Here is a 25,275-nt window from a genome sequence, read left to right on the forward strand (position 1 = left end):
GAAGTCTAATACTCTGCGAAAATTAAATTCAAACCGCGTCAGCTCTATCTGCAACCTCAAAACAGTGTTTTGAGCAACCTACGGCTAGCTTCCTGGTTTGCTCTTTGATTTTCATTGAGTAGAAGAAGCGAATGAAGAGAGTAAGATGAAAGAAGCTATAATTGAGTGGAAGGATTTCTCTTTCCAGTATGAAACACAACAAGAACCGACCTTGCAAGGGATAGACTTGACCATTTACAAGGGAGAGAAAGTCTTAATTGTTGGACCATCTGGATCAGGTAAATCTACCTTGGGTCAGTGTTTGAATGGGATTATTCCCAATATTTACAAGGGTCAGACATATGGAGAATTTTTGATAAAGGGTCAAACAGCCTTTGATATGAGCATCTATGATAAGTCTCATCTGGTTAGCACAGTTTTGCAGGATACAGATGGGCAGTTTATCGGCTTATCTGTGGCAGAGGACTTGGCTTTTGCTCTAGAAAATGATGTAACAAGTCTAGAAGAGATGAAAAGTCGTGTTCATAAATGGGCTGAAAAGCTGGACCTTCTCCCTTTACTAGCTCAGCGTCCTCAAGACTTGTCTGGTGGACAAAAGCAGCGAGTTAGTCTAGCCGGTGTCTTGATTGATGAAAGTCCGATTCTCTTGTTTGATGAGCCACTCGCCAATCTGGATCCCAAGTCAGGTCAGGATATTATTGAATTGATTGATCAGATTCATAAGGAGGAGGGGACGACGACCCTTATTATCGAGCACCGTTTGGAAGATGTTCTGCATCGACCTGTGGATCGGATTGTCTTGATAAACGATGGCCGTATCCTCTTTAATGGAAGTCCTGATCAGTTATTGGCGACTGATTTGTTGACCCAAAATGGAATTCGCGAACCCCTTTATCTCACCACTCTCCGTCAATTGGGTGTGGATTTAGCCAAGGAAGAACAGTTAGCAGATCTGGATAACTTGTCTATCTCAAAAGGTCAGGTTCAGTTGCAGAATGAACTGGCAAAAGAGATGCCAGATTTGCAGTCACTTTTTAGACTAGAGGAGGTTTCTTTTTCTTATGATGATAGACCGATTTTAAAATCCCTACATTTGGATATTAAAAAGGGTGAAAAGATTGCCATTGTCGGGAAAAATGGAGCAGGGAAGTCAACTCTAGCCAAGGCCTTAAGTAGCTTTATTCAGACGGAAGGTCGCTATCTTTGGGAAGGGCAGGATATAAAAGGAGATTCTGTTGCAGAGCGGGCGGAACGAGTAGGCTATGTGCTGCAAAATCCTAATCAAATGATTTCAACTAACATGATTTTTGATGAGGTGGCTCTGGGACTTCGTTTGCGAGGTGTGGATGAGAAGGAAATTGAAACGAGAGTCTATGAAACTTTGAAAATCTGTGGTCTCTATGAATTCCGTAATTGGCCTATTTCTGCCCTGTCATTTGGTCAGAAAAAACGTGTCACTATTGCCTCGATTTTGGTTTTAGGAGCTGAAATTATCCTCTTAGATGAACCGACAGCAGGTCAAGACCAGAAGAACTATACTGAGATTATGGAATTTCTCGAAGAGTTGCATCAAAAAGGTCATACCATCGTCATGATTACGCATGATATGCAATTGATGCTGGATTATTCAGACAGGGCCCTTGTCATGGTTGATGGAGAACTGATTGCTGATACTGATCCAGCTAGTCTGTTGAGCAATCCTGAGCTGTTAGTAAAAGCCAATCTAAAAGAAACTTCAATCTTCAACTTGGCTAAAAAACTAGACGTGGATCCACTTGCTTTAACGGCATTTTACAAAGAAAGGAGAGAAGGATGCAAGCTAAATTAATTGGTTACCAGCATAGAGATACTGTGATTCATCGCTTGTCAGGAGCTGGTAAACTTCTCTTTTTCATCCTCGTGTCATTGGCGGCCATGATTAGCTATGATACCAGACTGCTTGTTCTGATTGCCATCTTTTCGGTCTTTCTCCTCTATTTGTCAGAAATCCGTTTTAAAGATGTTTCCTTTGTGGCCGTTTTTGCGACGGTATTTGCCGTTTTAAACGTTTTGATGGTCTATCTCTTTTCTCCTGAGTATGGGGTTGGACTTTACGGAGAGAGAAGTGTGATTTGGCAGGGAATCGGTGCCTACACTCTGACCAGCCAGGAGCTCTTTTATCTGCTAAATCTGGCCATTAAGTACCTTTGTACCATTCCTCTGGCTATTATCTTTTTGATGACAACCCATCCTAGTCAGTTTGCTTCTAGTTTAAATCAAATTGGTGTGCCTTACAAGATTGCCTATTCAGTCAGTCTGACCTTGCGCTATATTCCAGATTTGCAGGAAGAATTCTTTACTATCAAAATGTCTCAGGAGGCGCGTGGGATGGAATTATCCAAGAAAGCTTCTCTTATGCAACGAATCAAAGGCAATTTGCGCATTATTACTCCCTTGATTTTTAGCTCGCTAGAACGCATTGATACCATCGCGACCGCCATGGAGCTTCGGCGCTTTGGGAAAGAGAAAAAACGCACTTGGTATAGTTATCAGGCCTTGAAAAAAGGAGACTATCTTACCTTGTTCTTGGCAGCCTTGTTTTTAGTAGCTAGTTTACTACTTATCTTGCAGAATCAAGGACGATTTTACAATCCTTGGAAATAGCTTGAAAAAATTGAAAAAATCAAGTCGTTTCTATTGACAATGATTCTGAAAGTGTTATACTAAGAAAGTAGTTTCGCTGATTTACTTCAAACCTGTTGTGAGGTAAGTTAACGATGCCTTAACCACGCTGTTTGCTGAGCTTGACTCCGGGCAGTGTGGCTATTTTTTTGCAATGGTGAAAGGAAGCAAGTCATGACAAATCACATTGTATTATTTGAACCACAAATTCCACAAAATACAGGCAATATCGCGCGTACTTGTGCTGCGACCAATTCTCCCCTCCACATCATCAAGCCAATGGGCTTTCCTATTGACGACCGCAAGATGAAGCGAGCTGGATTGGATTATTGGGATAAACTAGAGATTTATTTTTACGAGAGTTTGGAGGATTTCATGTCTCATATGAAGGGCAAACTCTATCTGATCTCAAAATTTGCTGAGAAAGTGTATTCTGATGTGGATTTATCGACTGACGAGGACCATTATTTTCTCTTTGGACGTGAAGACAAGGGCTTGCCTGAGGACTTTATGCGAGAACATCCTGAGAAGGCTCTCCGTATTCCCATGAATGATGAACATGTCCGCAGTCTCAATGTGTCTAATACCGTCTGCATGATTGTCTACGAAGCCCTCCGCCAGCAGCACTTTGCAGGTCTTGAGCTCGTTCATACCTATGAAGCAGATAAATTGAAATAAAAAATGAAAATGAACAAAATGCTTGCGCTTGCAAGCGTTTTTTGTTATGATAAAAGAGTCTTCAGGGCAGGGTGTGATTCCCGACCGGCGGTAAATTTGACTAGCTATTTTAGCTTTCTCGTCGTTGTCTTGTCTCGATATACTTTAAGTATTATCTTCGACTGCGACGCCTAGATAAATCTAAAATATCTTAGCCAAATAAGTCCGCGAGCGCAAGCTGATGTGGTGAGATTCCACAACCGACAGTATAGTCTGGATGGGAGAAGACGAAAGAATAGCTTTGTCTGTTCTGATAGATTTATAGCTAAACTGTAACCGCTTGCTTGAATTTCCTTAATAGAGTGAGAGGGAACTTTTGGGATATAAAAAGTGAGAATAGATAGAGGAATCCTTTCTAACTTCTTCTGATTTTATAGAAAATTGGAGGAACCTGTTATGACAAACACACGTCGACTTTCGACCATTGCGATCTTATCAGCCATCTCATTTGTGCTGATGTACTTTGACTTTCCGCTCTTGCCAGCGGCATCCTTCCTCAAGATCGAATTTAGTATCTTGCCAGTCCTTGTGGGTCTGGTGGTCATGGATTTGCCTGCTGCTCTAGGAGTGCTCTTGCTTCGCTCACTCTTGAAATTGCTTCTTAACAGCCAAGGAGTGAATACTTACATTGGTTTGCCGATGAATATCGTAGCTTTGGGAGTTTTTGTCATCGTCTTTGCTTTGATTTGGAAAAAGGAACGGACAACCCTTCGTTTCCTACTAGGCTCTCTAGCTGGGACTGTTGGTTTAACTGTGGCAATGTTGGTTCTCAACTATGTTTACGCTGTTCCTTTGTACGCTAAGTTTGCTAACTTTGATATTGGAAAAATTTTGGGACTTTCCAACTACCTAATGACCATGGTATTACCTTTTAACTTGATTGAGGGTGTAATCTTTTCCGTTTCATTCTGGTTGTTGTATGTTCTCTTGAAACCAACCTTAAAACATTATGAGAGATAAACAAACATTTTTAATGAAGGGCAGTTTTGCCCTTTTACTTTTCGTTATTCTTGGCTACATGGTCAAATTTTACCCTGAAACGCTGGTCGGTTTTGACCAACCGATACAGACTGCCGTTCGAGGAGACTTGCCAGATTACTTGACTATTCTTTTCCGAGCCATTACACGTCTGATTGATATTCCAGTGATTATCACTTGGGTTGTCATTACAGCTTTTGTCTTTTATCGTAAGCGGTGGAAGATAGAAAGTTTCTTCATGCTGGGAAATCTGGCTTTAGCAGGACTTTTAATCGTGACCTTTAAAAATATCTACCAGCGCCCACGACCAGCTATTTTACACTTGGTTGATGAGAAGGGATTTTCCTTTCCAAGCGGCCATTCTCTGGCTGTAACCTTGATGGTCGGTTCTCTGATTGTCATTCTTAGTCAGCGGATGAAAGATCCGGTCTGGAGAAAAATCGTGCAAATCGTGCTAGGTCTCTACCTAGTCAGTGTGTTGGTATCAAGGGTCTATCTGGGAGTTCATTATCCATCAGACGTTCTTGCCAGTCTCTGTGTGGGTTTGGGAGTCTTGTTTATCGAATTTCCCTTCTATGACAAGATCCGCTTCCAATGGCGATTTAAAGGCAAGCAGAAGTGATGGAAAAGATAAAAAATTGTACAAATACAAATAGAACCATATGAAATATATACTTGAAACATGTTTTGGTGTTTGATATATTTTAATAAATAAAGCAAGGAGGAAGAAAGTGTGGGTATGCTATTAGCGACACGATTAAAAAATAAAAGAAAGGAATTAAAATTATCTCAAAAAGAATTAGCTGAGGGGATTTGTGAGCAAGGGCAGATTAGCCGTATGGAGCAAGGTAAATATTCACCTGGGTCAGAATTACTCTTTCAACTATCTAAGCGATTGAAGGTGAGCATGGATTATTTCTTTGAAGATACTGAGGTTTCTAGTTTAGAAAATATTGATAAGTTTAAAGAATTATCTAAGAAATTTTTGGATGAGAGGGAATATGAATCTCTCCATTACATCTATGAACTGGAAAAATCTAAACGTACTCGTCTATCTGCTAAAGACCAGATTTATTTGGACTGGATTGATACATTAGTTCAATTCTGTTATTTAAATCATCAAACAGGGGCAGTTGCGAAACTGGAAAAAATACTGTTATCTCTGAAAAAATCTGATTTTTACTATCTACAACTGGGAAATACCTTGGCTAATTTTTATTTTGATATGGGGCAGGAAGACACATATCAGGAACTCTATCAACTTTTAAAAGAGAACCTCCAGTCACTATCTGTTCATCATTTGGAACAGTTAGAATTGATGATTAAATTCCGATATAACTATTGTAGATATTTGTGGTTGAATGAACGAACATCTGAAGCTATAGCAGAAATTACAGAAACGATAGCTATTTGTAAAAGATATAATAGTAGTTATCGATTAGCAGATTTGTATTGTTTATTGGGAAATATAAGCGAGAGCTTTGCTGAAAGGGATAGGATACTAGGTTTTTATCAAGTATCTTATCAGCTTTACAAGCACGAAGAGAACCAGAGAATGATGCTAGAAATTGAGAAGGAAATGAAATTATTGGAAAGTGAAGATTAAGAAAAAGATTTGTATTTTTAGATAACTTAAATTCATATTTCAAAAAAAAATAAAAAACACCATAAAAATTATTGACAAACCAAAATTGATGTATTAGAATATCATCAATAGTTTTTGATTTTGGTATTGGAGCTTTGGGGATATATTGGGCGTTGTTAGGATTTCAATTTCCTTTTGAGCTGAAGAAGGAGGCAATCCAATGAATACTTTTCTGACCAATAAAAATTACCGGATGTTGCTAATTAATCAATGGGTTTCGTCATTTGGTGATACGCTGTTTTATATTTCATTTATTTCTTATGTATCGGGATATAAATTTGCTTCATTAGCTGTTCTTTGTATAACAGTTTCGGAGACTTTGCCGCAGATTTCTCAGTTGTTCACAGGCGTTATTGCCGATTTTCAAAAAAATCGTGTTGCAAAATATATTGCTATATTGGCAAGTAAGTTTCTGCTTTATACTCTATTGACACTGTTTGTAACGGATAAGAACTTTTCTATGGGGATGGTTTTTCTTATTTGTGGCATCAATCTTTTATCAGATACCATGAGTTATTTTGCAGGTGCTATGATTTCTCCTTTGTATGTGAGGATTATAGGAGATGATATGACAGATGCTATGGGGTTTAGACAGGCAACTGCTGGTGTAGTTAATATTCTTAGCAACCTTACAGGTGGAGTTTTGATTGGGGTCATCAGTCTTCAGATGTTTGTGGGTTTGAATGCTTTGACCTTTCTTTTTGCACTGTTGGGTGTGGTGTTTATTCGTACTTCTTTGAGAGATATTGAGGGACAGATGGAGGTTAGTAAAAGATTAACCGCAAAATCTTTTGGAGAGCATTTCCTCTATTCTATGAAGATATTGTCAAGTTTTCCAACCATCATCAAATTAATATTCATTGCAGCTATGAACCAAGTGATTTTAAGCATTATTACCCCTTTAACGACTTTGATGTTGATTCATCATCCATTTATCTTCTTTGACACTGGGAAATCCATTGCAGCATTGTCAGTGGTTATTTTTTCAGGAACGATTGTGGGAAGTTTTTTGAGTGGAGGTATCCTAAAAAATATTCCCATAAAAATGATTGTCTACTTTGAAGAAATTATGCATCTCTGTATTCTCTTTTCTTGGTTGATCAATCATTTCCTCCTTTTATTGGTAGTTGTCTTCTTATGCGCAGTTGCAGTAGGAATGATGGGGCCTCGGATTTTCAACCTTGTATTCTCGATGGTTCCAGAAGAAGTCATGGGAACCATCCAGTCAGTGCTTGGAGTATTCAATGTTGTTGTACCAGGAATTCTTAGCATGCTCATCGTTGCCTTAGCGAGTGCTACAAACCTAAAAATCACAGTGCTTCCACTTTTTATTTTTGTATTGACTGCCTTAGCAATTGTGAAAGCAATGAAAATAGAGTAATAGTAGTATGAACTACTGTCTCTTTTTGGGTGGGAGTTCATTACCCATCAGACGTTCTTGCCAGTCTCTGTCTGGGTTTGGGAGTCTTGTTTATCGAGTTTCCCTTTTATGACAAGCTCCGCTTCCAATGGCGATTTAAAGGCAAACAGAAGTGAGTATCGAATTCCCTTGAGGAGAAAGAAATGAAAGTCAATATAGCATATCTTCATCCGACTCAACTATACTTATTAGAAAAATGGACCATTCTGTATTATCCCATTACGCTGATTTAAGTTGGAGGAGCTCTTCCCATGCAACCTTAGAGCTTATAAAGAGTCCGATCAATACCGTCCAGCTAGAAATTAGGAGGAATCAGCAAGTGATTCCCCTGTCCCTCATAGAGTGATTATAAAACCATACGATAAATGTACCTCCTTAATTAATAAAATCAGATTTTACATGTTTAGAGAGATCACTGTTCCCAAGAGATACCATAATTCCTACCGTAAGCAATATTATATTTCTATCTATTTTAGTCACCACCTAAAACTATGATTTTGCAAGAAAGGTTATGGAATTCTCAAGCAATATGGCTAAAATTAGATAGATATACAAAAGGAAAGGTAGAAGCTTTCATATGTATGGTATATCAACACGAGAGCATAGTAATTGCGTAAAATATATTTTTTTGCTATACTAATCAATATTTATTTGCAAAAGGAATGAGTTAAGATAAGCAATAATAATTTTAAATACTTACTTTGCAATCAAATTTTTAACTTGATTGCAAATATTTTTTTCAGTGTAACAATCATCTCAAAGGTTTATTCACAAAGTAATTCTATCAGTGAATCAACATTTGTTTTGATAATAGGAACTATTTCAGCAGTTATAGGAGGTTTGATTGGACCTATTTTTTTAGACAAAATTTCACATAAAAATGTATTGTCGTTTACTAATCTGATTGGTGGGCTAGTTACTCTGTCTTATACCATTATCAGTTCATTTAATGATAGTATTATAATAACCTATTCCACAGTCTTTTTAATAAGCATCACCAATAGTTTTTATACTCCTGCACGTCTAGCTATTGTTCCTAGTATAGTTGATAATGATGCGATAGTAAAAGCAAACGGTCTCACCCTAAGCATTCGTCAATCCGTTCAAACAGCAGGCTGGGCACTTGCAATTCCATTGTCTACGTTACTAGGTTTGCAATATTCATTATATTGTATATCTTTGTGTTTCTTGCTCTCCTCAGTTCTAAGTTTTTATATTCACGTTGAAAAGAATCAACATAAACCAAACTCTTCCAAAAGTTCATATGTATATCAAATTTTTGAAGGTCTCATACCTATAAGGGATAATCCTGTCATCAGGGATATAACTATTATGGATATTATTGAAAATTTTGCAAATGTGATTTGGACATCTTCATACCTCCTAGCATTTACAACCACTATCCTTTTAACAAGTGAAACTTGGTGGGGATACCAGGGTTCAGCATACTTCTTAGGGATTATAGTTGGAGGAGGGGTAATAACAAAATACTCTCATAAACTTCAACATTTTCCAGGAAAATTTTTGTTTATATCATCACTTCTTGTTACACTACTCACACTATTTTACACTGTTAATAGAAGCCCTATCATAACAATTATTATTTCTTTTCTAGTCGGCCCCCCTGCACAAATTAGAAATATAATTCAAGAATCAATTATTCAAGAAAAAGTTGATCCTAGTATATTGGCAAGAGCTTTTGCTGCCAGAAGTGTTTTAATGCAACTAATGTATGCTGTAGCGCTAGTTTCATTTAGTTATCTAGCAGACTTAATTGGAATTTTGCCAGTATACTTTATTTCAGTTATCATTTATTTTGCAATTTCATTTATTCCTGTAATATCGTCAGCATTAAAAAAAACACTGTGAAATTATGTATTTTTATGGAGATATAAGACTTCATATATCGTTTTGAGTAGTTTATGAGTACAAGCTATGATAGTTTCCATCTTACTGCCTCCTATTCCATTAGATTAGACTTCCTGTGAAACAAAAATATGATACAATAAAATTATGAAGCAAGTAAACAACTAACTGATACACGATTTAAGCTCCTTGTTGCTGTTCAGCGCACGACTTTTGAAGAGATGTTAGCCGTATTAAAAATTAAACACGCAAAAGATGGATAAAAACCTAAATTAAGCCTAGAAGACCTTCTGATGGCCACTCTTCAATATGTGCGAGAATACCGCACTTATGAACAAATTGCGGCTGATTTTGGTATCCACGAAAGCAACTTAACCCATCGGAATCAATGGGTTGAAGTAACTCTTGTTCAAAGTGGTTTTACGATTTCAAGAACTCCTCTCAGTTCTGAGGATACGGTAATGATTGATGCGACGGAAGTAAAAATCAATCGTCTTAAAAAACAATTAGCGAATGATTCTGGTAAAAAGAAATGCCACGCTATGAAGGCTCAAGCGATTGTCACAAGTCAAGGGAGAATTGTTTCTTTGGAGATCACTGTGAACTATTGTCATGATATGAAGTTGTTCAAAATGAGTCGCAGAAATATCGGACAAGCTGGTAAAATCTTGGCTGACAGTGGTTATCAAGGGCTCATGAAGATATATCCTCAAGCACAAACTCCACGTAAATCCAGCAAACTCAAGCCGCTAATAGCTGAAGATAAAGCCTATAACCATGCGCTATCTAAGGGGAGCAGCAAGGTTGAGAATATTTTTGCCAAAGTATAGTAGATTGAAACTAGAATAGTACATATCTACTTCTAAAACATTGTTAGAAATCGATTTGACTGTCTTGATTGATTTGTCCTGTTCTTATTTCATTTCACTATGAAAACGTTTAAAATATTTTCAACAACCTATCGAAATCATCGTAAACGCTTCGGATTACGAATGAATTTGATTGTTGGTATTATCAATCATGAACTAGGATTCTAGTTTTGCAGGAAGTCTATTTACTCTGTTTTTGATTTAGAAGATCGTATCCTAGCTCAAGATGGGTATGAAGCAAAATGGTATAACTGGTGTGATGGTTTTAATCAAGCAGCAACTCTTTTGTTGAAAAGGTAGTGCATTGTGTCTTGTTCCTTATTATAAGGTCAATCATTGTGAGGAAGCTTTTGCTTGGTATCAGGATGTGAACTTGGTTTACCTCGTAGATGGGGTGAAGCTTCCTTACAGTCAAGCGACCTTGGAAGCCATGTATTTCTATTTGGATCGGCATGGTGAGCCTTTTTGGATTGAAGTCAAGGAGAAGGGAGAATGGTTTCCAATTGGGGATATTACACTATCTCAGGATAATCTCCCCATTGTGATTGGGAATTCCGCTTACCAACATCGAGGACTTGGAAAAAAGATTCTAAGTGCTTTGATTGAATTTGCTTGAGTAAAAGGATGGAAAGAATTGAGAGTTAAGGAAATCTACACCTACAATCATGCTTCTAGGAGGTGTTTCAAGTCGCTTGGATTTGTGGAAAATGGAGCAACAGAAAAAGGAAGGAGTTTTATATTGGAATTAGTCTAATCCTGCCACTTTCTCCCCCTTAACCTTTGACTATTCCGCAAAATTATCGTAAAATAAAGAGTAAATGATAAAATGAGGTCAGAGTCTGTTTGCTCTGGCGATAGTAGTATAAATGAGGAGAAACGCTTTGGAATTAGAAGTATTTGCTGGGCAAGAAAAAAGTGAACTATCTATGATTGAGGTGGCGCGTGCTATCTTGGAACTTCGTGGTCGCGATCATGAGATGCATTTTAGCGATCTTGTAAATGAAATTCAAAACTACCTTGGAACATCAAACAGCGATATCCGCGAAGCTTTGCCTTTGTTCTACACAGAGTTGAACTTTGACGGTAGCTTCATCTCACTTGGGGACAACAAATGGGGTCTTCGTTCATGGTATGGTGTGGACGAAATCGACGAAGAAATCATCGCTCTTGAAGAAAATGACGACGATGAAGTAGCACCAAAAGCTAAGAAAAAACGTGTCAATGCCTTTATGGATGGTGATTCAGATGCCATTGACTACAATGCAGATGATCCAGAAGACGAAGATGCATACGAAGCAGATCCAGCTCTTTCATACGATGATGAAAATCCAGATGATGAAAAAAATGAAGTGGAAGCTTATGATGCAGAAATCAACGAAATCGCTCCAGATGACTTGGGAGAAGATGTGGATCTCAACGAAGACGACGAGTTTTCAGATGATGATGCTGAAATCATCGAGGAATAAAAGTTAGCTATTGACAATTATCCTATTTTTAGGTATCATATTGTTCGGGCACCTCTTTTAGAGGTCGGAGCTCCCTAGTTCTTAGGGAGCTATTTTTGTTTTTACAAGAAGTTATCTTCTTGTATTTTATACTCAATGAAAATCAAAGAGCAAACTAGGAAACTAGCCGTAGGCTGCTCAAAACACTGTTTTGAGGTTGTAGATAAGACTGACAAAGTCAGGAACACATATCTACGGCAAGGCGACGTTGACGCGGTTTGAAGAGATTTTCGAAGAGTATTAGTTGTGAATCTGGTGCAGTCGTCCCAGATTATTCTTATTAGTAGGGTCTTGTTTTCTATGTCCCCACGTAGTTAGCAAGACCTTGAGCACTTTAGAAAGAGGAATCTATGTCTACGAAATATATTTTTGTAACTGGTGGTGTGGTATCGTCTATTGGGAAAGGGATTGTGGCAGCGAGTCTGGGCCGTCTCTTGAAAAATCGTGGTCTTAAAGTAACCATTCAAAAATTTGACCCTTATATCAATATTGATCCAGGAACTATGAGTCCTTACCAGCACGGGGAAGTTTTTGTGACAGATGACGGAGCTGAGACAGATTTGGACTTGGGTCACTATGAACGTTTCATCGATATCAATCTCAACAAATATTCCAACGTGACAACTGGTAAAATTTACAGTGAAGTTCTTCGTAAGGAACGTCGTGGAGAATACCTTGGGGCAACTGTTCAGGTTATTCCTCATATCACAGATGCTTTAAAAGAAAAAATCAAGCGTGCCGCTCTAACGACCGACTCTGATGTCATTATCACAGAGGTTGGTGGAACTGTTGGAGATATCGAGTCCTTGCCATTCCTAGAGGCCCTTCGTCAGATGAAGGCGGATGTGGGTGCGGATAATGTTATGTACATCCATACAACCTTGCTTCCTTACCTCAAGGCCGCTGGTGAAATGAAGACCAAACCAACTCAGCACTCTGTAAAAGAATTGCGTGGATTGGGAATCCAACCAAATATGTTGGTGATTCGTACAGAAGAGCCAGCTGGTCAAGGAATTAAAAATAAACTGGCCCAGTTCTGTGATGTGGCACCAGAAGCCGTTATCGAATCGTTGGATGTCGAACATCTTTACCAAATTCCACTGAACTTGCAGGCACAAGGTATGGACCAAATTGTCTGTGACCATTTGAAATTAGACGCACCAGCAGCGGATATGACAGAATGGTCAGCCATGGTGGACAAGGTCATGAACCTCAAGAAACAAGTTAAGATTTCCCTTGTTGGTAAGTATGTGGAGTTGCAAGATGCCTATATCTCAGTGGTCGAAGCCTTGAAACACTCTGGCTATGTCAATGATGTAGAAGTTAAAATCAATTGGGTCAATGCCAATGATGTGACAGCAGAGAATGTAGCAGAACTCTTGTCTGATGCGGACGGGATCATCGTACCAGGTGGTTTTGGTCAACGTGGTACAGAAGGGAAAATCCAAGCCATCCGCTATGCGCGTGAAAATGATGTTCCAATGTTGGGAGTCTGCTTGGGAATGCAGTTGACATGTATCGAATTTGCTCGTCACGTTTTAGGACTCGAAGGTGCCAATTCTGCAGAGCTTGCACCAGAAACAAAATACCCTATCATTGATATCATGCGTGATCAGATTGATGTTGAGGATATGGGGGGAACCCTTCGCTTGGGGCTTTATCCGTCTAAGTTGAAACGTGGCTCTAAGGCAGCAGCTGCTTATCATAATCAAGAAGTGGTGCAACGCCGTCACCGTCACCGTTATGAGTTTAATAATGCCTTCCGTGAGCAGTTTGAGGCAGCAGGTTTTGTCTTTTCAGGAGTTTCTCCAGACAATCGTTTGGTAGAAATCGTGGAAATTCCTGAAAATAAATTCTTTGTAGCTTGTCAGTATCACCCTGAACTGTCAAGCCGTCCAAACCGACCAGAAGAACTCTACACTGCCTTTGTTACTGCAGCGGTTGAGAACAGCAATTAGCAAAATCAGAACCTTTGAGAAAAATCTCAGAGGTTTTTTGCATACGATGATATTGCAGTATATCTGAGGTAGGAGTCCTCTGTATGTACCTGCTACCGTTGAAATCAATAGCGACTCCCTCTTGCCCTGTGCTAGTGAATGGATTTTTCAGTATATTGAAATGAAATAAAATTTGAACAAATTAATTCGGAAAGCCAAATCAATTTCTAGCAAAGTTTTAGGAACTGGATTGTATAGTGAATTGAAATAAGATGTGAACAACTCTATCAGGAAAGTCAAATTAATTTATAGAAATATTTTAGCAGTCAAGATGTACTGTTATAGATTCAATATACTATACTTTTTTAATTTAATCCACTATAATAAAATGAAATAATAACAGGATAAATCGTTCAGGACAGTCAAATCGATTTCTAACAATGTTTTAGAAATAGAGGTGTACTATTCTAGTTTCAATATACTATATATCTGCAGAATACTCTTTCAGTTTCATTCAGCCTAGTCTTGCTTAGGAAAAAGCAAAAAGCCATCCAATTATGATGGATAGCTTCTTGGTTCTTAGATTTGTTCTGCAAAAACCTTTTCAGCAAGGTTCATAGCGTGGTCTGATACACGAGTGTAGTGTGAGATGATGTCTATAAAGTTGACCCCAGCTTGTGTTGAACATTCGCCCTTGTTGAGGCGTTTGATGTGGGTTTTTCTGAGAACACGTTCTATCTTATTGATTGCTTCATGACGTTCTACAAGACTGCGTGCTTTTTCAATATCATTGTTTTCCACACTATCCAGAGCATCTTTGATAAAGTCACTAGTTTGACGATAAACTTCCTCTAATTCTTTCAAGGCGGCATCAGAAAATTCAACATTTTTACGTTGAAGATAGTCAGTCAGATTGAGTAGAGCCTCCGCGTGGTCTCCAATCCGTTCCAAATCACGGGAGGAATCAAGGATATTGGTGAGCACTTCGCTTTCTTTTTGACTGAGAGCTTCGCTTGAAAGGGCAATGTGATAACGTGTTAATTGCTCATCGATGGTGTTAATGGCTTCTTCGGTTTTATGCCCTTTTTCAGCAACTTTTTCATCCAAGTCAATGATATACTTATAGGAAAGGTCAAAGGCTTTAGCAGCGTAGTTTCCTAAGTGCAAGAGCTCTTTCTTAGCATTTCCGAGAGCGATAGATGGGGCTTGTTTGATGAAATGTTCATCAAGATATAAGGGTTCGTATTTGACAATCTCGTCCTCTCCAGGAATAATCTTGGTTACAAAGTAAGCCAGAGCTCCGATAAATGGAAATTGGACAATGGTATTGGTAATATTAAAGGTTCCATGAGCAAAGGCGATGGTCATTTCCGGTGCTAGATTTAGCGTAGATTCAAACCAATGAATCAAGCCAGTGAAAGGTACAAGGAAGACAATACAGATAACCGTACCAATCACGTTAAAGGCGACATGGGCACCTGCTACCCGTTTAGCTGCAATATTAGCACCTAAAGAGGCAATGATGGCTGTAATGGTTGTCCCGATATTGTCACCAAATAGAACTGGCAAAGCTCCTTGCAGGTCAATGAGGTTGCTGGCGTAGAGGTTTTGTAAAATCCCGATGGTAGCCGAGGAAGCTTGAATCAGTAAGGTCAAGCCGGTACCGACAAAGACACCCAAAACAGGATTCTTACTTAGCTCAATCATATAGTCTTTAAAGACCTGTAAATCTTTGAGTGGAGCCATTGCGCCACTCATGAGATTGAGGGCAAAAAAGATACCACCGACACCAAAGAGGATGCGTCCGATATTATTGACTGTCCGATTTTTTGTAAAGAAGAGGCAGACAGCACCGATAAAGAGCATAGGCAGGGCATAGTCACCTAGTTTAAACCCAATAAGAAAGGATGTGACTGTTGTCCCAATATTAGCCCCCATGACAATCCCGATAGCCTGACGTAAGGTTAGGAGACCGGCACTGACCAGACCGACTGTGATAACTGTTACACCAGAACTAGACTGAATTAGAGCAGTCATCCCAATACCAACCAGAACTCCAAAGAAAGGATTACTAGTATACTTGTCAATGTAAAAACGAAGGCGATCTCCAGCAGCTTGCTGCAAACCGTCTCCCATGGTCTTGATACTATATAAGAATAGTCCCAGACCACCTAAAAAGTGAAATAAAATTTCCTGCCAATTAATGGACATTTCTTTTTCCTCCGAAAAATAATAACGGAATTTCTCCTATTCTATTTTAAAGGATAAAAGTAAATCTAACAAGTGTTAAGCTAAGATTTTAGAAAGAAAATTCGTGAGAAAAGGCCTTAATTATATTAATTTTACCAATTTCTAACCTAGATATAGATATTTCCTTTTATATATTGACATTTAAAAGAAATATTTTAAAATTAGGGAGAAATTATCTTAATCCCTGTGATTGGGATAAAAATTTTACGAAGAAAGTTAAGCGCTTTCTTTAAAATAATAAAATCAATCTTTTAGGAGGAGAAAATGAAGAATTCATTTTTTGAAAGACGTTGTCGGTACAGTATTCGTAAGTTATCAGTAGGAGCCTGCTCGCTGATGATTGGGGCTGTTTTATTTGCTGGTCCAGCCTTGGCAGAAGAAACTGCAGTTCCTGAAAATAGCGGAGTCAATACAGAGCTTGTTTCAGGGGAGAGTGAGCATTCGGCCAATGAAGTTGATCAGCAGAATGAAGGAGAACATGCTAGAGAAAATAAGCCAGAAAAGGCAGAAGGAGTAGCGACAGCATCTGACACTGCTTCGCCAGCAAGCAATGAAGCTGCAACTACTGAAACTGCAGAGGCAGTAAGCGTAGCTAAATCAGAGGAAAAACCAAGTGAGGTGGCTGCAGAAACACCATCTGCAGAAGCAAAACCAAAGTCTGACAAGGAAACGGAAGCAAAGCCTGAAGCAACTAGCCAAGGAGATGAGTCTAAGCCAGCAGCAGAAGCTAATAAGACTGAAAAAGAAGTCCAGCCAGATGTCCCTAAAAATACGGACAAAACATTAAAACCAAAGGAAATCAAATTTAATTCTTGGGAAGAATTGTTAAAATGGGAACCAGGTGCTCGTGAAGATGATGCTATTAACCGCGGGTCTGTCGCCCTCGCTTCACGTCGGACAGGTCATTTGGTTAATGAAAAAGCTAGCAAGGAAGCAAAAGTTCAAGCCCTATCAAACACCAATTCTAAAGCAAAAGACCATGCTTCTGTTGGTGGAGAAGAGTTCAAGGCCTATGCTTTTGACTATTGGCAATATCTAGATTCAATGGTCTTCTGGGAAGGTCTCGTACCAACGCCTGACGTTATTGATGCAGGTCACCGTAACGGGGTTCCTGTATATGGTACACTCTTCTTCAACTGGTCTAATAGTATTGCTGATCAAGAAAAATTCGCTGAAGCTTTGAAGCAAGACGCAGATGGTAGCTTCCCAATTGCCCGTAAATTGGTAGATATGGCCAAGTATTATGGCTATGATGGCTATTTCATTAACCAAGAAACAACTGGGGATTTGGTTGAACCTCTTGGAGAAAAGATGCGCCAGTTTATGCTCTATACCAAGGAGTATGCTGCTAAGGTAAACCATCCAATCAAGTATTCTTGGTACGATGCCATGACTTATAACTATGGACGTTACCACCAAGATGGTTTAGGAGAATACAACTATCAGTTTATGCAAAAAGAGGGGGACAAGGTACCCGCTGATCACTTCTTTGCTAACTTTAACTGGACCAAAGAGAAGAATGATTACTCTGTAGCTATGGCCAAATGGCTAGAGCGTAGCCAGTACGATGTCTTTGCAGGATTGGAATTGCAACAGGGTGGTTCCTACAAGACCAAGGTTAAGTGGAATGACATTTTAGATGAAAATGGGAAATTACGCCTTTCTCTTGGTTTGTTCGCCCCAGATACCATTACAAGTTTAGGAAAAACTGGTGAAGATTATCATAAGAATGAAGATATCTTCTTTACAGGTTACCAAGGTGATCCTACTGGCCAAAAACCAGGTGATAAAGATTGGTATGGGATTGCTAACCTAGTTGCGGACCGTACGCCAGCAGTAGGTAATACTTTTACTACTTCTTTTAATACAGGTCATGGTAGAAAATGGTTCGTAGATGGTAAGGTTTCTAAGGATTCTGAGTGGAATTACCGTTCAGTTTCAGGTGTTCTTCCAACATGGCGCTGGTGGCAAAAATCAACTGGCGATAAGTTGAAAGCAAGCTATGATTTTGAAGATGCTTATAATGGTGGAACTTCTCTCAAATTTGCAGGGGATCTTTCAGGTGCGACCAAGCAAGATGTGAATTTGTACTCTACTCGCTTGAAGGTGACAGATACCACCAAATTGCATGTTGCCCACAAAGGAGGCAAAGGGACCAAGGTTTATGTAGAATTTGCAACCAAGAAAGATTATACCTACGGTGATGAAGCTGCCCGTAAAGAATTGACAGTTTCAGATAACTGGACTACCGATGATTTTGATTTGAGTGCCTTGGCAGGTAAAACAATTTACGGTATTAAACTCTATTTTGAAAATGATAAAGACTTAAAAGGTTATCAATTTAACTTGGGGCAATTGACCATCAGCAATAATCAAGATGCTCCTCAGGCACCAACCACAGTAGCTGTAGCCAAACAAGTCCTAAAAAATGCCCAAGAAGCAGAAGCAGTCGTGCAATTTAAAGGCAACAAGGATGCAGATTTCTATGAAGTTTACGAAAAAGATGGAGACAGCTGGAAATTACTAACTGGCTCATCTTCTACAACTATTTATCTACCAAAAGTTAGCCGTTCAGCAAGTGCTCAAGGTACAACTCAAGAACTGAAAGTTGTAGCAGTCGGTAAAAATGGAGTTCGTTCAGAAGCTGCAACCACAACCTTTGATTGGGGCATGACTGTAAAAGATACCAGCCTACCAAAACCATTAGCTGAAAATATCGTACCAGGTGCAACAGTTATTGATAGTACCTTCCCTAAAACAGAAGGTGGGGAAGGCATAGAAGGCATGTTGAATGGTACCATTACCAGTCTGTCAGACAAGTGGTCTTCTGGACAATTAAGTGGTAGTGTGGATATTCGTTTGACCCAGCCACGTACAGTTGTTAGATGGGTGATGGACCATGCTGGAGCTGGTGGAGAATCTGTAAACGACGGTTTGATGAACACCAAAGATTTTGACCTCTATTATAAAGATGCGGATGGTCAATGGAAGTTGGCTAAGGAAGTCCGTGGCAATAAAGCCCATGTTACAGATATTACCCTTGATAAACCAATCACAGCTCAAGATTGGCGCTTGAATGTTGTCACTTCTGACAATGGAACTCCATGGAAGGCTATTCGTATCTATAACTGGAAAATGTATGAAAAGCTTGATACAGAAAGTGTCAATATTCCGATGGCCAAGACTGCAGCTCGTACTTTAGGCAATAACAAGGTACAAGTTGGCTTTGCAGATGTACCAGCTGGAGCTACCATTACCGTTTATGATAATCCAAATTCTCAAACTCCGCTTGCAACCTTGAAGAGCGAAGTTGGAGGAGACCTAGCAAGTGCACCATTGGATTTGACAAATCAATCTGGTCTTCTTTACTATCGTACCCAGTTGCCAGGCAAGGAAATTAGTAATGTCCTAGCAGTTTCTGTTCCAAAAGATGACAGAAGAATCAAGTCAGTCAGCCTAGAAACAGAACCTAAGAAAACAAGCTACGCCGAAGGGGAGGATTTGGACCTTAGAGGTGGTGTTCTTCGAGTTCAGTATGAAGGAGGAGCTGAGGACGAGCTCATTCGCCTAACTCACGCAGGTGTATCAGTATCAGGCTTTGATACGCATCATAAGGGAGAACAAAATCTTACTTTACAATATTTGGGACAACCAGTAAATGCGAAGTTGTCAGTGACTGTCACTAGCCAAGATGAAGCAAGTCCGAAAACTATTTTGGGAATTGAAGTGAGTCAGGAACCGAAAAAAGATTACCTAGTTGGTGATAGCTTAGACTTGTCTGAAGGACGCTTTGCAGTGGCTTATAGCAATGACACCATGGAAGAACATTCCTTTACTGATGAGGGAGTTGAAATTACTGGTTACCATGCTCAAAAGACTGGTCGTCAAACCTTGACTCTTCGTTACCAAGGTCATAAAGTCAACTTTGATGTTTTGGTATCTCCAAAAGCAGCATTGAACGATGAGTACCTTAAACAAAAATTAGCAGAAGTTGAAGCGGCTAAGAACAAGGTGGTCTATAACTTTGCTTTACCAGAAGTAAAAGAAGCCTTCTTGAAAGCAATTGAAGCGGCTGAACAAGTGTTGAAAGACCATGAAACTAGCACCCAAGATCAGGTTAATGACCGACTTAATAAATTGACAGAAGCTCATAAAGCTCTGAATGGTCAAGAGAAATTTACGGAAGAAAAGACAGAACTCGATCGCTTAACAGGTGAGGCTCAAGAACTCTTAACTTCAAAACCAAACCATCCTTCAGGTTCCGCCCTAGCTCCTCTTCTTGAGAAAAACAAGGCCTTGGTTGAAAAAGTAGATTTGAGTCCAGAAGAGCTTGCAACAGCGAAACAGAGTTTGAAAGATCTGGTTGCCTTATTGAAAGAAGACAAACCAGCAGTCTTTTCTGATAGTAAAACAGATGTTGAAGTACACTTCTCAAATAAAGAAAAGACTGTCATCAAGGGCTTGAAAGTAGAGCGTGTTCAAGCAAGTGATGAAGAGAAGAAATACTTTGCTGGAGAAGATGCTCATGTCTTTGAAATAGAAGGTCTAGATGAAAAAGGTCAAGACGTTGATCTCTCTTACGCTTCTATTGTGAAAATTCCAATTGAAAAAGATAAGAAAGTGAAGAAAGTCTTCTTCTTACCTGAAGGCAAAGAAGCAGTAGAATTGGCTTTTGAACAAACGGATAGTCATGTCATCTTTACAGCACCACACTTTACTCATTATGCCTTTGTTTATGAATCTGCTGAAAAACCACGAGTAGAATCTAATGGTGCAAATGACCTTGTTACTATCTCAACTAAACCAGAACAACAAAACACAGTCCTTTCAAAACCTACTAATCAACCTCCTTCTGATAAACAAAAGGCTCCTAAATTGGAAGTTCAAGAGGAAAAGGTTGCTTTTGACCGTCAAGAGCATGAAAATGCTGATATGCTAGTTGGGGAACAACGAGTCATCATACAGGGACGAGATGGTCTGTTGAGACATGTCTTTGAAGTTGATGGGAACGGTCAGCGTCGCCTTCGTTCAACAGAAGTCATCCAAGAAGCGATTCCAGAAATTGTTGAAATTGGAACAAAAGTAAAAATAGAACCAGCAGTAGTAGCTACACAGGAAAAATCAGCTCAAAATACAGCAGTTAAATCAGAAGAAGCAAGCAAACAATTGCCAAATACAGGGACAGTTGCTACAAATGAAGTCTTAATAGCAGGATTGGCCAGCCTTGGCTTTGCTAGTTTAGCCTTGACATTGAAACAGAAAAAAGAAGATGAAGATTAAATATCGAAAAATCTTGTGAAATCTTTCCTTATATTTCCAAAGTGTGATATAATAGTTTCGAATAAAATAATTAAAGGGGTTTTTGTAACATGGCAAAACTTACTGTTAAAGACGTTGACTTGAAAGGTAAAAAAGTCCTCGTTCGTGTTGACTTCAACGTACCATTGAAAGATGGCGTAATCACTAACGACAACCGTATCACAGCAGCTCTTCCAACTATTAAGTACATCATCGAACAAGGTGGACGTGCAATTCTTTTCTCTCACCTTGGACGTGTGAAAGAAGAAGCTGATAAAGCTGGTAAATCACTTGCTCCTGTAGCAGCTGACTTGGCAGCAAAACTTGGTCAAGATGTTGTTTTCCCAGGTGTCACTCGTGGTGCGGAATTGGAAGCGGCAATCAACGCTCTTGAAGATGGACAAGTTCTCTTGGTTGAAAACACTCGTTACGAAGATGTTGACGGCAAGAAAGAATCTAAAAACGATCCTGAACTTGGTAAATACTGGGCATCACTTGGAGATGGTATCTTCGTAAACGATGCATTCGGTACAGCTCACCGTGCACACGCATCTAACGTTGGTATCTCAGCAAACGTTGAAAAAGCAGTTGCTGGATTCCTTCTTGAAAACGAAATTGCCTACATCCAAGAAGCAGTTGAAACTCCAGAACGTCCATTCGTAGCAATCCTTGGTGGTTCAAAAGTTTCAGACAAGATTGGTGTTATCGAAAACTTGCTTGAAAAAGCTGATAAAGTCCTTATCGGTGGTGGTATGACTTATACATTCTATAAAGCACAAGGTATCGAAATCGGGAACTCACTTGTAGAAGAAGACAAATTGGATGTTGCGAAAGCTCTTCTTGAAAAAGCAAACGGTAAATTGATCTTGCCAGTTGACTCAAAAGAAGCAAACGCATTTGCTGGTTACACTGAAGTGCGTGACACTGAAGGTGAAGCGGTTTCTGAAGGCTTCCTTGGTCTTGACATCGGTCCAAAATCTATCGCTAAATTTGACGAAGCTCTGACTGGTGCCAAAACAGTTGTATGGAACGGACCTATGGGTGTATTTGAAAACCCAGACTTCCAAGCTGGTACAATCGGTGTGATGGACGCTATCGTGAAACAACCAGGTGTTAAATCAATCATCGGTGGTGGTGACTCAGCTGCCGCAGCGATCAACCTTGGACGTGCAGACAAGTTCTCATGGATCTCTACTGGTGGTGGAGCATCAATGGAACTTCTTGAAGGTAAAGTATTGCCAGGTTTGGCTGCACTTACAGAAAAATAATTTCAGCCCGTTAGTCTCTACAAAATCCTGATTTTGTAGAAAAGGAAGAAAACTGAAACGTTAACAAAAAGGTGGCTATGTCACCTTTTTGTGTTAGTGTAGGTATTTGTGACGCGGTGGTGGGGCATCAATGGAGCTTCTTGAAGGTAATACTCTTCGAAAATCTCTTCAAACCACGTCAACGTCGCCTTGCCGTATATATGTTACTGACTTCGTCAGTTCTATCTACAACCTCAAAGCAGTGCTTTGAGCAACCTGCTGCTAGTTTCCTAGTTTGCTCTTTGATTTTCATTGAGTATAAAGTTCTTCCAGGACTTGTAGCCTTGACAGAAAAATAAGATTTTATAAACAAATCAAAGAAGAGAGAGATGAAAGTTCCTCTTTTCTTTTGCTTAAAATAAAAGAGCTTCCTCGCAACTATTACTCATAAAAATCACCGATTTATGATAAAATGGAAATAGAAAGTTGAGATTATGAGTTATTTTAAAAAATATAAATTCGATAAATCCCAGTTCAAACTTGGTATGCGAACCTTTAAAACAGGAATTGCTGTTTTTCTAGTTCTCTTGATTTTTGGCTTTTTTGGTTGGAAAGGTCTTCAAATCGGTGCTTTGACAGCTGTTTTTAGCCTGAGGGAGAGTTTTGATAAGAGTGTTCATTTTGGGACTTCGCGTATTCTAGGGAATAGTATCGGAGGCCTCTATGCCTTTGTCTTCTTCTTATTAAATACCTTTTTCCACGAAGCCTTTTGGGTGACCTTGGTAGTTGTTCCAATTTGCACCATGTTAACCATTATGACAAATGTAGCCATGAATAACAAAGCAGGGGTGATTGGTGGTGTAGCGGCTATGTTAATCATTACCCTATCGATTCCGAGCGGCGAAACAATTTTGTACGTATTTGCGCGTGTATCAGAAACTTTCATGGGAGTTTTTGTCGCAATTCTCGTAAATTACGATATTGATCGTATTCGACTCTTTTTAGAGAAAAAAGAAAAATAATGTTATATTTTATGACATTATCAATTGACGTTTGTCTTTTTTTAGACTATAATAGACAGAAAGAAGGAAATTGTAAATGAAGGAAAAAGAATTTCGCCGAAATATGGCTGTTTTTCCTATCGGCAGTGTTATGAAGTTGACCGATCTATCGGCGCGTCAGATTCGTTATTATGAAGATCAAGAGTTGATCAAACCTGATCGAAACGAAGGGAACCGTCGCATGTATTCCTTGAATGACATGGATCGTCTGCTTGAAATCAAAGATTATATCTCTGAAGGTTATAATATCGCTGCCATTAAGAAAAAATATGCTGAACGTGAAGCGAAATCCAAGAAAGCGGTGAGTCAGACTGAGGTGCGCCGTGCACTTCACAATGAACTCCTCCAACAGGGTCGCTTTGCTTCGGTGCAATCACCTTTTGGTCGCGGTTAAGCAACCGCAAGTAGTCATACATTAAGGAGAAAACTCATGCCAATCACAGCTGCAGATATTCGTCGTGAAGTCAAGGAAAAAAATGTTACCTTTATCCGTCTCATGTTCTCAGATATTTTGGGAACCATGAAAAACGTCGAAATTCCTGCTACAGATGAACAGTTAGATAAAGTCTTGTCAAACAAGGCTATGTTTGATGGATCTTCTATTGAAGGTTTTGTACGTATCAATGAGTCAGATATGTACTTGTACCCTGACTTGGATACATGGACAGTCTTCCCTTGGGGAGATGAAAATGGAAGTGTTGCAGGTTTGATCTGTGATGTCTATACAACAGAAGGTGAACCATTTGCGGGGGACCCTCGTGGCAATTTGAAACGTGCTCTTCGTCACATGGAAGAAGTTGGATTTAAATCCTTCAACCTTGGACCAGAGCCAGAATTTTTCCTATTTAAACTCGATGAAAATGGGGACCCAACACTTGAAGTGAATGACAAGGGTGGCTACTTTGATTTGGCGCCTACTGACCTTGCGGACAACACACGTCGTGAGATTGTGAATGTCTTGACCCAAATGGGATTTGAAGTAGAAGCCAGTCACCACGAGGTCGCGGTTGGACAGCATGAGATTGACTTTAAGTACGATGAAGTCCTCCGTGCTTGTGATAAGATTCAAATCTTTAAACTTGTTGTTAAAACCATTGCTCGCAAACATGGCCTTTACGCAACCTTTATGGCGAAGCCAAAATTTGGTATTGCTGGATCAGGTATGCACTGTAATATGTCCTTGTTTGATGCAGAAGGAAACAATGCCTTCTTTGATCCAAATGATCCAAAAGGAATGCAGTTGTCAGAAACGGCCTACCATTTCCTTGGCGGTTTGATTAAGCATGCCTACAACTATACTGCCATCATGAACCCAACAGTTAACTCATACAAACGTTTGGTTCCAGGTTATGAAGCGCCTGTTTACATTGCTTGGGCTGGTCGTAACCGTTCGCCACTTGTGCGCGTGCCTGCTTCACGTGGTATGGGAACTCGTCTTGAGTTGCGTTCAGTGGATCCAATGGCGAACCCTTACATCGCTATGGCTGTTCTTTTGGAGGTTGGTTTGCATGGTATTGAAAATAAAATCGAAGCACCAGCTCCTATCGAAGAAAATATCTACATCATGACAGCAGAAGAGCGCAAGGAAGCTGGTATTACAGACCTTCCATCAACTCTTCACAACGCTTTGAAAGCTTTGACAGAAGATGAAGTGGTTAAAGCTGCTCTCGGAGATCACATCTACACTAGCTTCCTTGAAGCCAAACGAATCGAATGGGCAAGTTATGCAACCTTCGTTTCACAATGGGAAATTGATAATTATTTAGACCTTTACTAATACTAATATAGAAGAAAGATTGCCTGTGGGCAAACAGTCACACA

17 protein-coding genes, 5 pseudogenes and 1 riboswitch are annotated in these 25,275 nt (G+C 39.5%); of the genes and pseudogenes, 21 read left to right on the forward strand and 1 reads right to left on the reverse strand.

Translation table 11 applies throughout. From position 1 onward, the window contains the following. Positions 1 to 145 precede the first annotated feature (145 nt). The 16 genes and pseudogenes from SPPN_RS02815 to SPPN_RS02870 all read left to right on the forward strand — a co-directional run bounded on the left by SPPN_RS02815 (position 146) and on the right by SPPN_RS02870 (position 13,619). Complete coding sequence (locus SPPN_RS02815; RefSeq protein ID WP_000656513.1) at positions 146 to 1,828, forward strand: ABC transporter ATP-binding protein; 1,683 nt, start codon at positions 146 to 148, stop codon at positions 1,826 to 1,828. Beyond that, positions 1,813 to 2,643, forward strand: a complete 831-nt coding sequence (locus SPPN_RS02820) for an energy-coupling factor transporter transmembrane component T family protein (RefSeq protein WP_001148088.1) — start codon at positions 1,813 to 1,815, stop codon at positions 2,641 to 2,643. The genes SPPN_RS02815 and SPPN_RS02820 overlap by 16 nt, the downstream gene beginning before the upstream one ends. A gap of 192 nt (positions 2,644 to 2,835) precedes the next feature. Beyond that, complete coding sequence (locus SPPN_RS02825; RefSeq protein WP_000181376.1) at positions 2,836 to 3,339, forward strand: tRNA (cytidine(34)-2'-O)-methyltransferase; 504 nt, start codon at positions 2,836 to 2,838, stop codon at positions 3,337 to 3,339. Positions 3,340 to 3,392: 53 nt separating this feature from the next. Beyond that, positions 3,393 to 3,611: riboswitch (FMN riboswitch) on the forward strand. A gap of 163 nt (positions 3,612 to 3,774) precedes the next feature. After that, a complete protein-coding gene (locus SPPN_RS02830; RefSeq protein ID WP_000185837.1) occupies positions 3,775 to 4,338 on the forward strand; it encodes an ECF transporter S component in 564 nt (187 codons plus the stop codon). Beyond that, a complete protein-coding gene (locus SPPN_RS02835) occupies positions 4,328 to 4,978 on the forward strand; it encodes a phosphatase PAP2 family protein (RefSeq protein ID WP_044012001.1) in 651 nt (216 codons plus the stop codon). The genes SPPN_RS02830 and SPPN_RS02835 overlap by 11 nt, the downstream gene beginning before the upstream one ends. A gap of 111 nt (positions 4,979 to 5,089) precedes the next feature. Continuing rightward, a complete protein-coding gene (locus SPPN_RS02840; RefSeq protein ID WP_000525619.1) occupies positions 5,090 to 5,962 on the forward strand; it encodes a helix-turn-helix domain-containing protein in 873 nt (290 codons plus the stop codon). Positions 5,963 to 6,161: 199 nt separating this feature from the next. Next, positions 6,162 to 7,382 carry an MFS transporter gene (locus SPPN_RS02845; protein WP_001091363.1) on the forward strand — a complete coding sequence of 407 codons (1,221 nt, stop codon included), beginning with the start codon at positions 6,162 to 6,164 and terminating at the stop codon, positions 7,380 to 7,382. Positions 7,383 to 7,408: 26 nt separating this feature from the next. After that, a pseudogene (locus tag SPPN_RS12680) lies at positions 7,409 to 7,537 on the forward strand (phosphatase PAP2 family protein); the annotation flags it as partial. Between the two features lie 604 nt (positions 7,538 to 8,141). Further along, positions 8,142 to 9,290 (forward strand): MFS transporter, encoded by a 1,149-nt coding sequence (locus tag SPPN_RS02850; protein ID WP_007285020.1) that lies wholly within the window; start codon positions 8,142 to 8,144, stop codon positions 9,288 to 9,290. A 140-nt stretch (positions 9,291 to 9,430) separates the two neighbouring features. Next, a pseudogene (locus tag SPPN_RS11775) lies at positions 9,431 to 10,114 on the forward strand (transposase family protein); the annotation flags it as partial. Positions 10,115 to 10,219: 105 nt separating this feature from the next. Then, a pseudogene (locus SPPN_RS12685) lies at positions 10,220 to 10,324 on the forward strand (IS5/IS1182 family transposase); the annotation flags it as partial. Positions 10,325 to 10,333: 9 nt separating this feature from the next. Continuing rightward, a pseudogene (locus tag SPPN_RS11780) lies at positions 10,334 to 10,456 on the forward strand (chromosome partitioning protein ParB); the annotation flags it as partial. A gap of 4 nt (positions 10,457 to 10,460) precedes the next feature. After that, positions 10,461 to 10,910: pseudogene (locus tag SPPN_RS02860) on the forward strand (GNAT family N-acetyltransferase). 127 nt (positions 10,911 to 11,037) lie between these two features. Further along, positions 11,038 to 11,622, forward strand: a complete 585-nt coding sequence (gene rpoE, locus SPPN_RS02865; RefSeq protein ID WP_000418403.1) for a DNA-directed RNA polymerase subunit delta — start codon at positions 11,038 to 11,040, stop codon at positions 11,620 to 11,622. Between the two features lie 135 nt (positions 11,623 to 11,757). After that, complete coding sequence (locus SPPN_RS14160) at positions 11,758 to 11,883, forward strand: hypothetical protein (protein WP_050315417.1); 126 nt, start codon at positions 11,758 to 11,760, stop codon at positions 11,881 to 11,883. Positions 11,884 to 12,011: 128 nt separating this feature from the next. Beyond that, the gene (locus SPPN_RS02870) at positions 12,012 to 13,619 is read left to right on the forward strand and encodes a CTP synthase (RefSeq protein ID WP_000105243.1); all 1,608 of its coding nucleotides are present in this window, start codon (positions 12,012 to 12,014) and stop codon (positions 13,617 to 13,619) included. Positions 13,620 to 14,177: 558 nt separating this feature from the next. On the opposite strand, the gene SPPN_RS02875 is transcribed toward SPPN_RS02870, so the two are convergent. After that, positions 14,178 to 15,809 carry a Na/Pi cotransporter family protein gene (locus SPPN_RS02875; RefSeq protein ID WP_000026627.1) on the reverse strand — a complete coding sequence of 544 codons (1,632 nt, stop codon included), beginning with the start codon at positions 15,807 to 15,809 and terminating at the stop codon, positions 14,178 to 14,180. Positions 15,810 to 16,112: 303 nt separating this feature from the next. On the opposite strand from SPPN_RS02875, the gene SPPN_RS02880 reads away from it, so the two are divergent. The 5 genes from SPPN_RS02880 (at position 16,113) to glnA (ending at position 25,231) form a co-directional block, all read left to right on the forward strand. Then, positions 16,113 to 21,128 carry an endo-beta-N-acetylglucosaminidase gene (locus tag SPPN_RS02880; RefSeq protein WP_080564652.1) on the forward strand — a complete coding sequence of 1,672 codons (5,016 nt, stop codon included), beginning with the start codon at positions 16,113 to 16,115 and terminating at the stop codon, positions 21,126 to 21,128. A gap of 89 nt (positions 21,129 to 21,217) precedes the next feature. Next, a complete protein-coding gene (locus SPPN_RS02885; protein WP_001096743.1) occupies positions 21,218 to 22,414 on the forward strand; it encodes a phosphoglycerate kinase in 1,197 nt (398 codons plus the stop codon). A gap of 473 nt (positions 22,415 to 22,887) precedes the next feature. Then, positions 22,888 to 23,415: an FUSC family protein gene (locus tag SPPN_RS02895; RefSeq protein ID WP_000119913.1), complete on the forward strand. Its 528-nt coding sequence runs from the start codon at positions 22,888 to 22,890 to the stop codon at positions 23,413 to 23,415. A 76-nt stretch (positions 23,416 to 23,491) separates the two neighbouring features. Further along, a complete protein-coding gene (gene glnR / locus SPPN_RS02900) occupies positions 23,492 to 23,848 on the forward strand; it encodes a transcriptional repressor GlnR (protein WP_000659547.1) in 357 nt (118 codons plus the stop codon). 36 nt (positions 23,849 to 23,884) lie between these two features. Next, on the forward strand, positions 23,885 to 25,231 hold the full coding sequence (gene glnA, locus SPPN_RS02905; protein ID WP_001122892.1) for a type I glutamate--ammonia ligase: 1,347 nt from the start codon (positions 23,885 to 23,887) through the stop codon (positions 25,229 to 25,231). Positions 25,232 to 25,275 lie beyond the last annotated feature (44 nt).

Source organism: Streptococcus pseudopneumoniae IS7493, from assembly GCF_000221985.1.
Classification (GTDB): Bacteria; Bacillota; Bacilli; order Lactobacillales; family Streptococcaceae; genus Streptococcus; species Streptococcus pseudopneumoniae.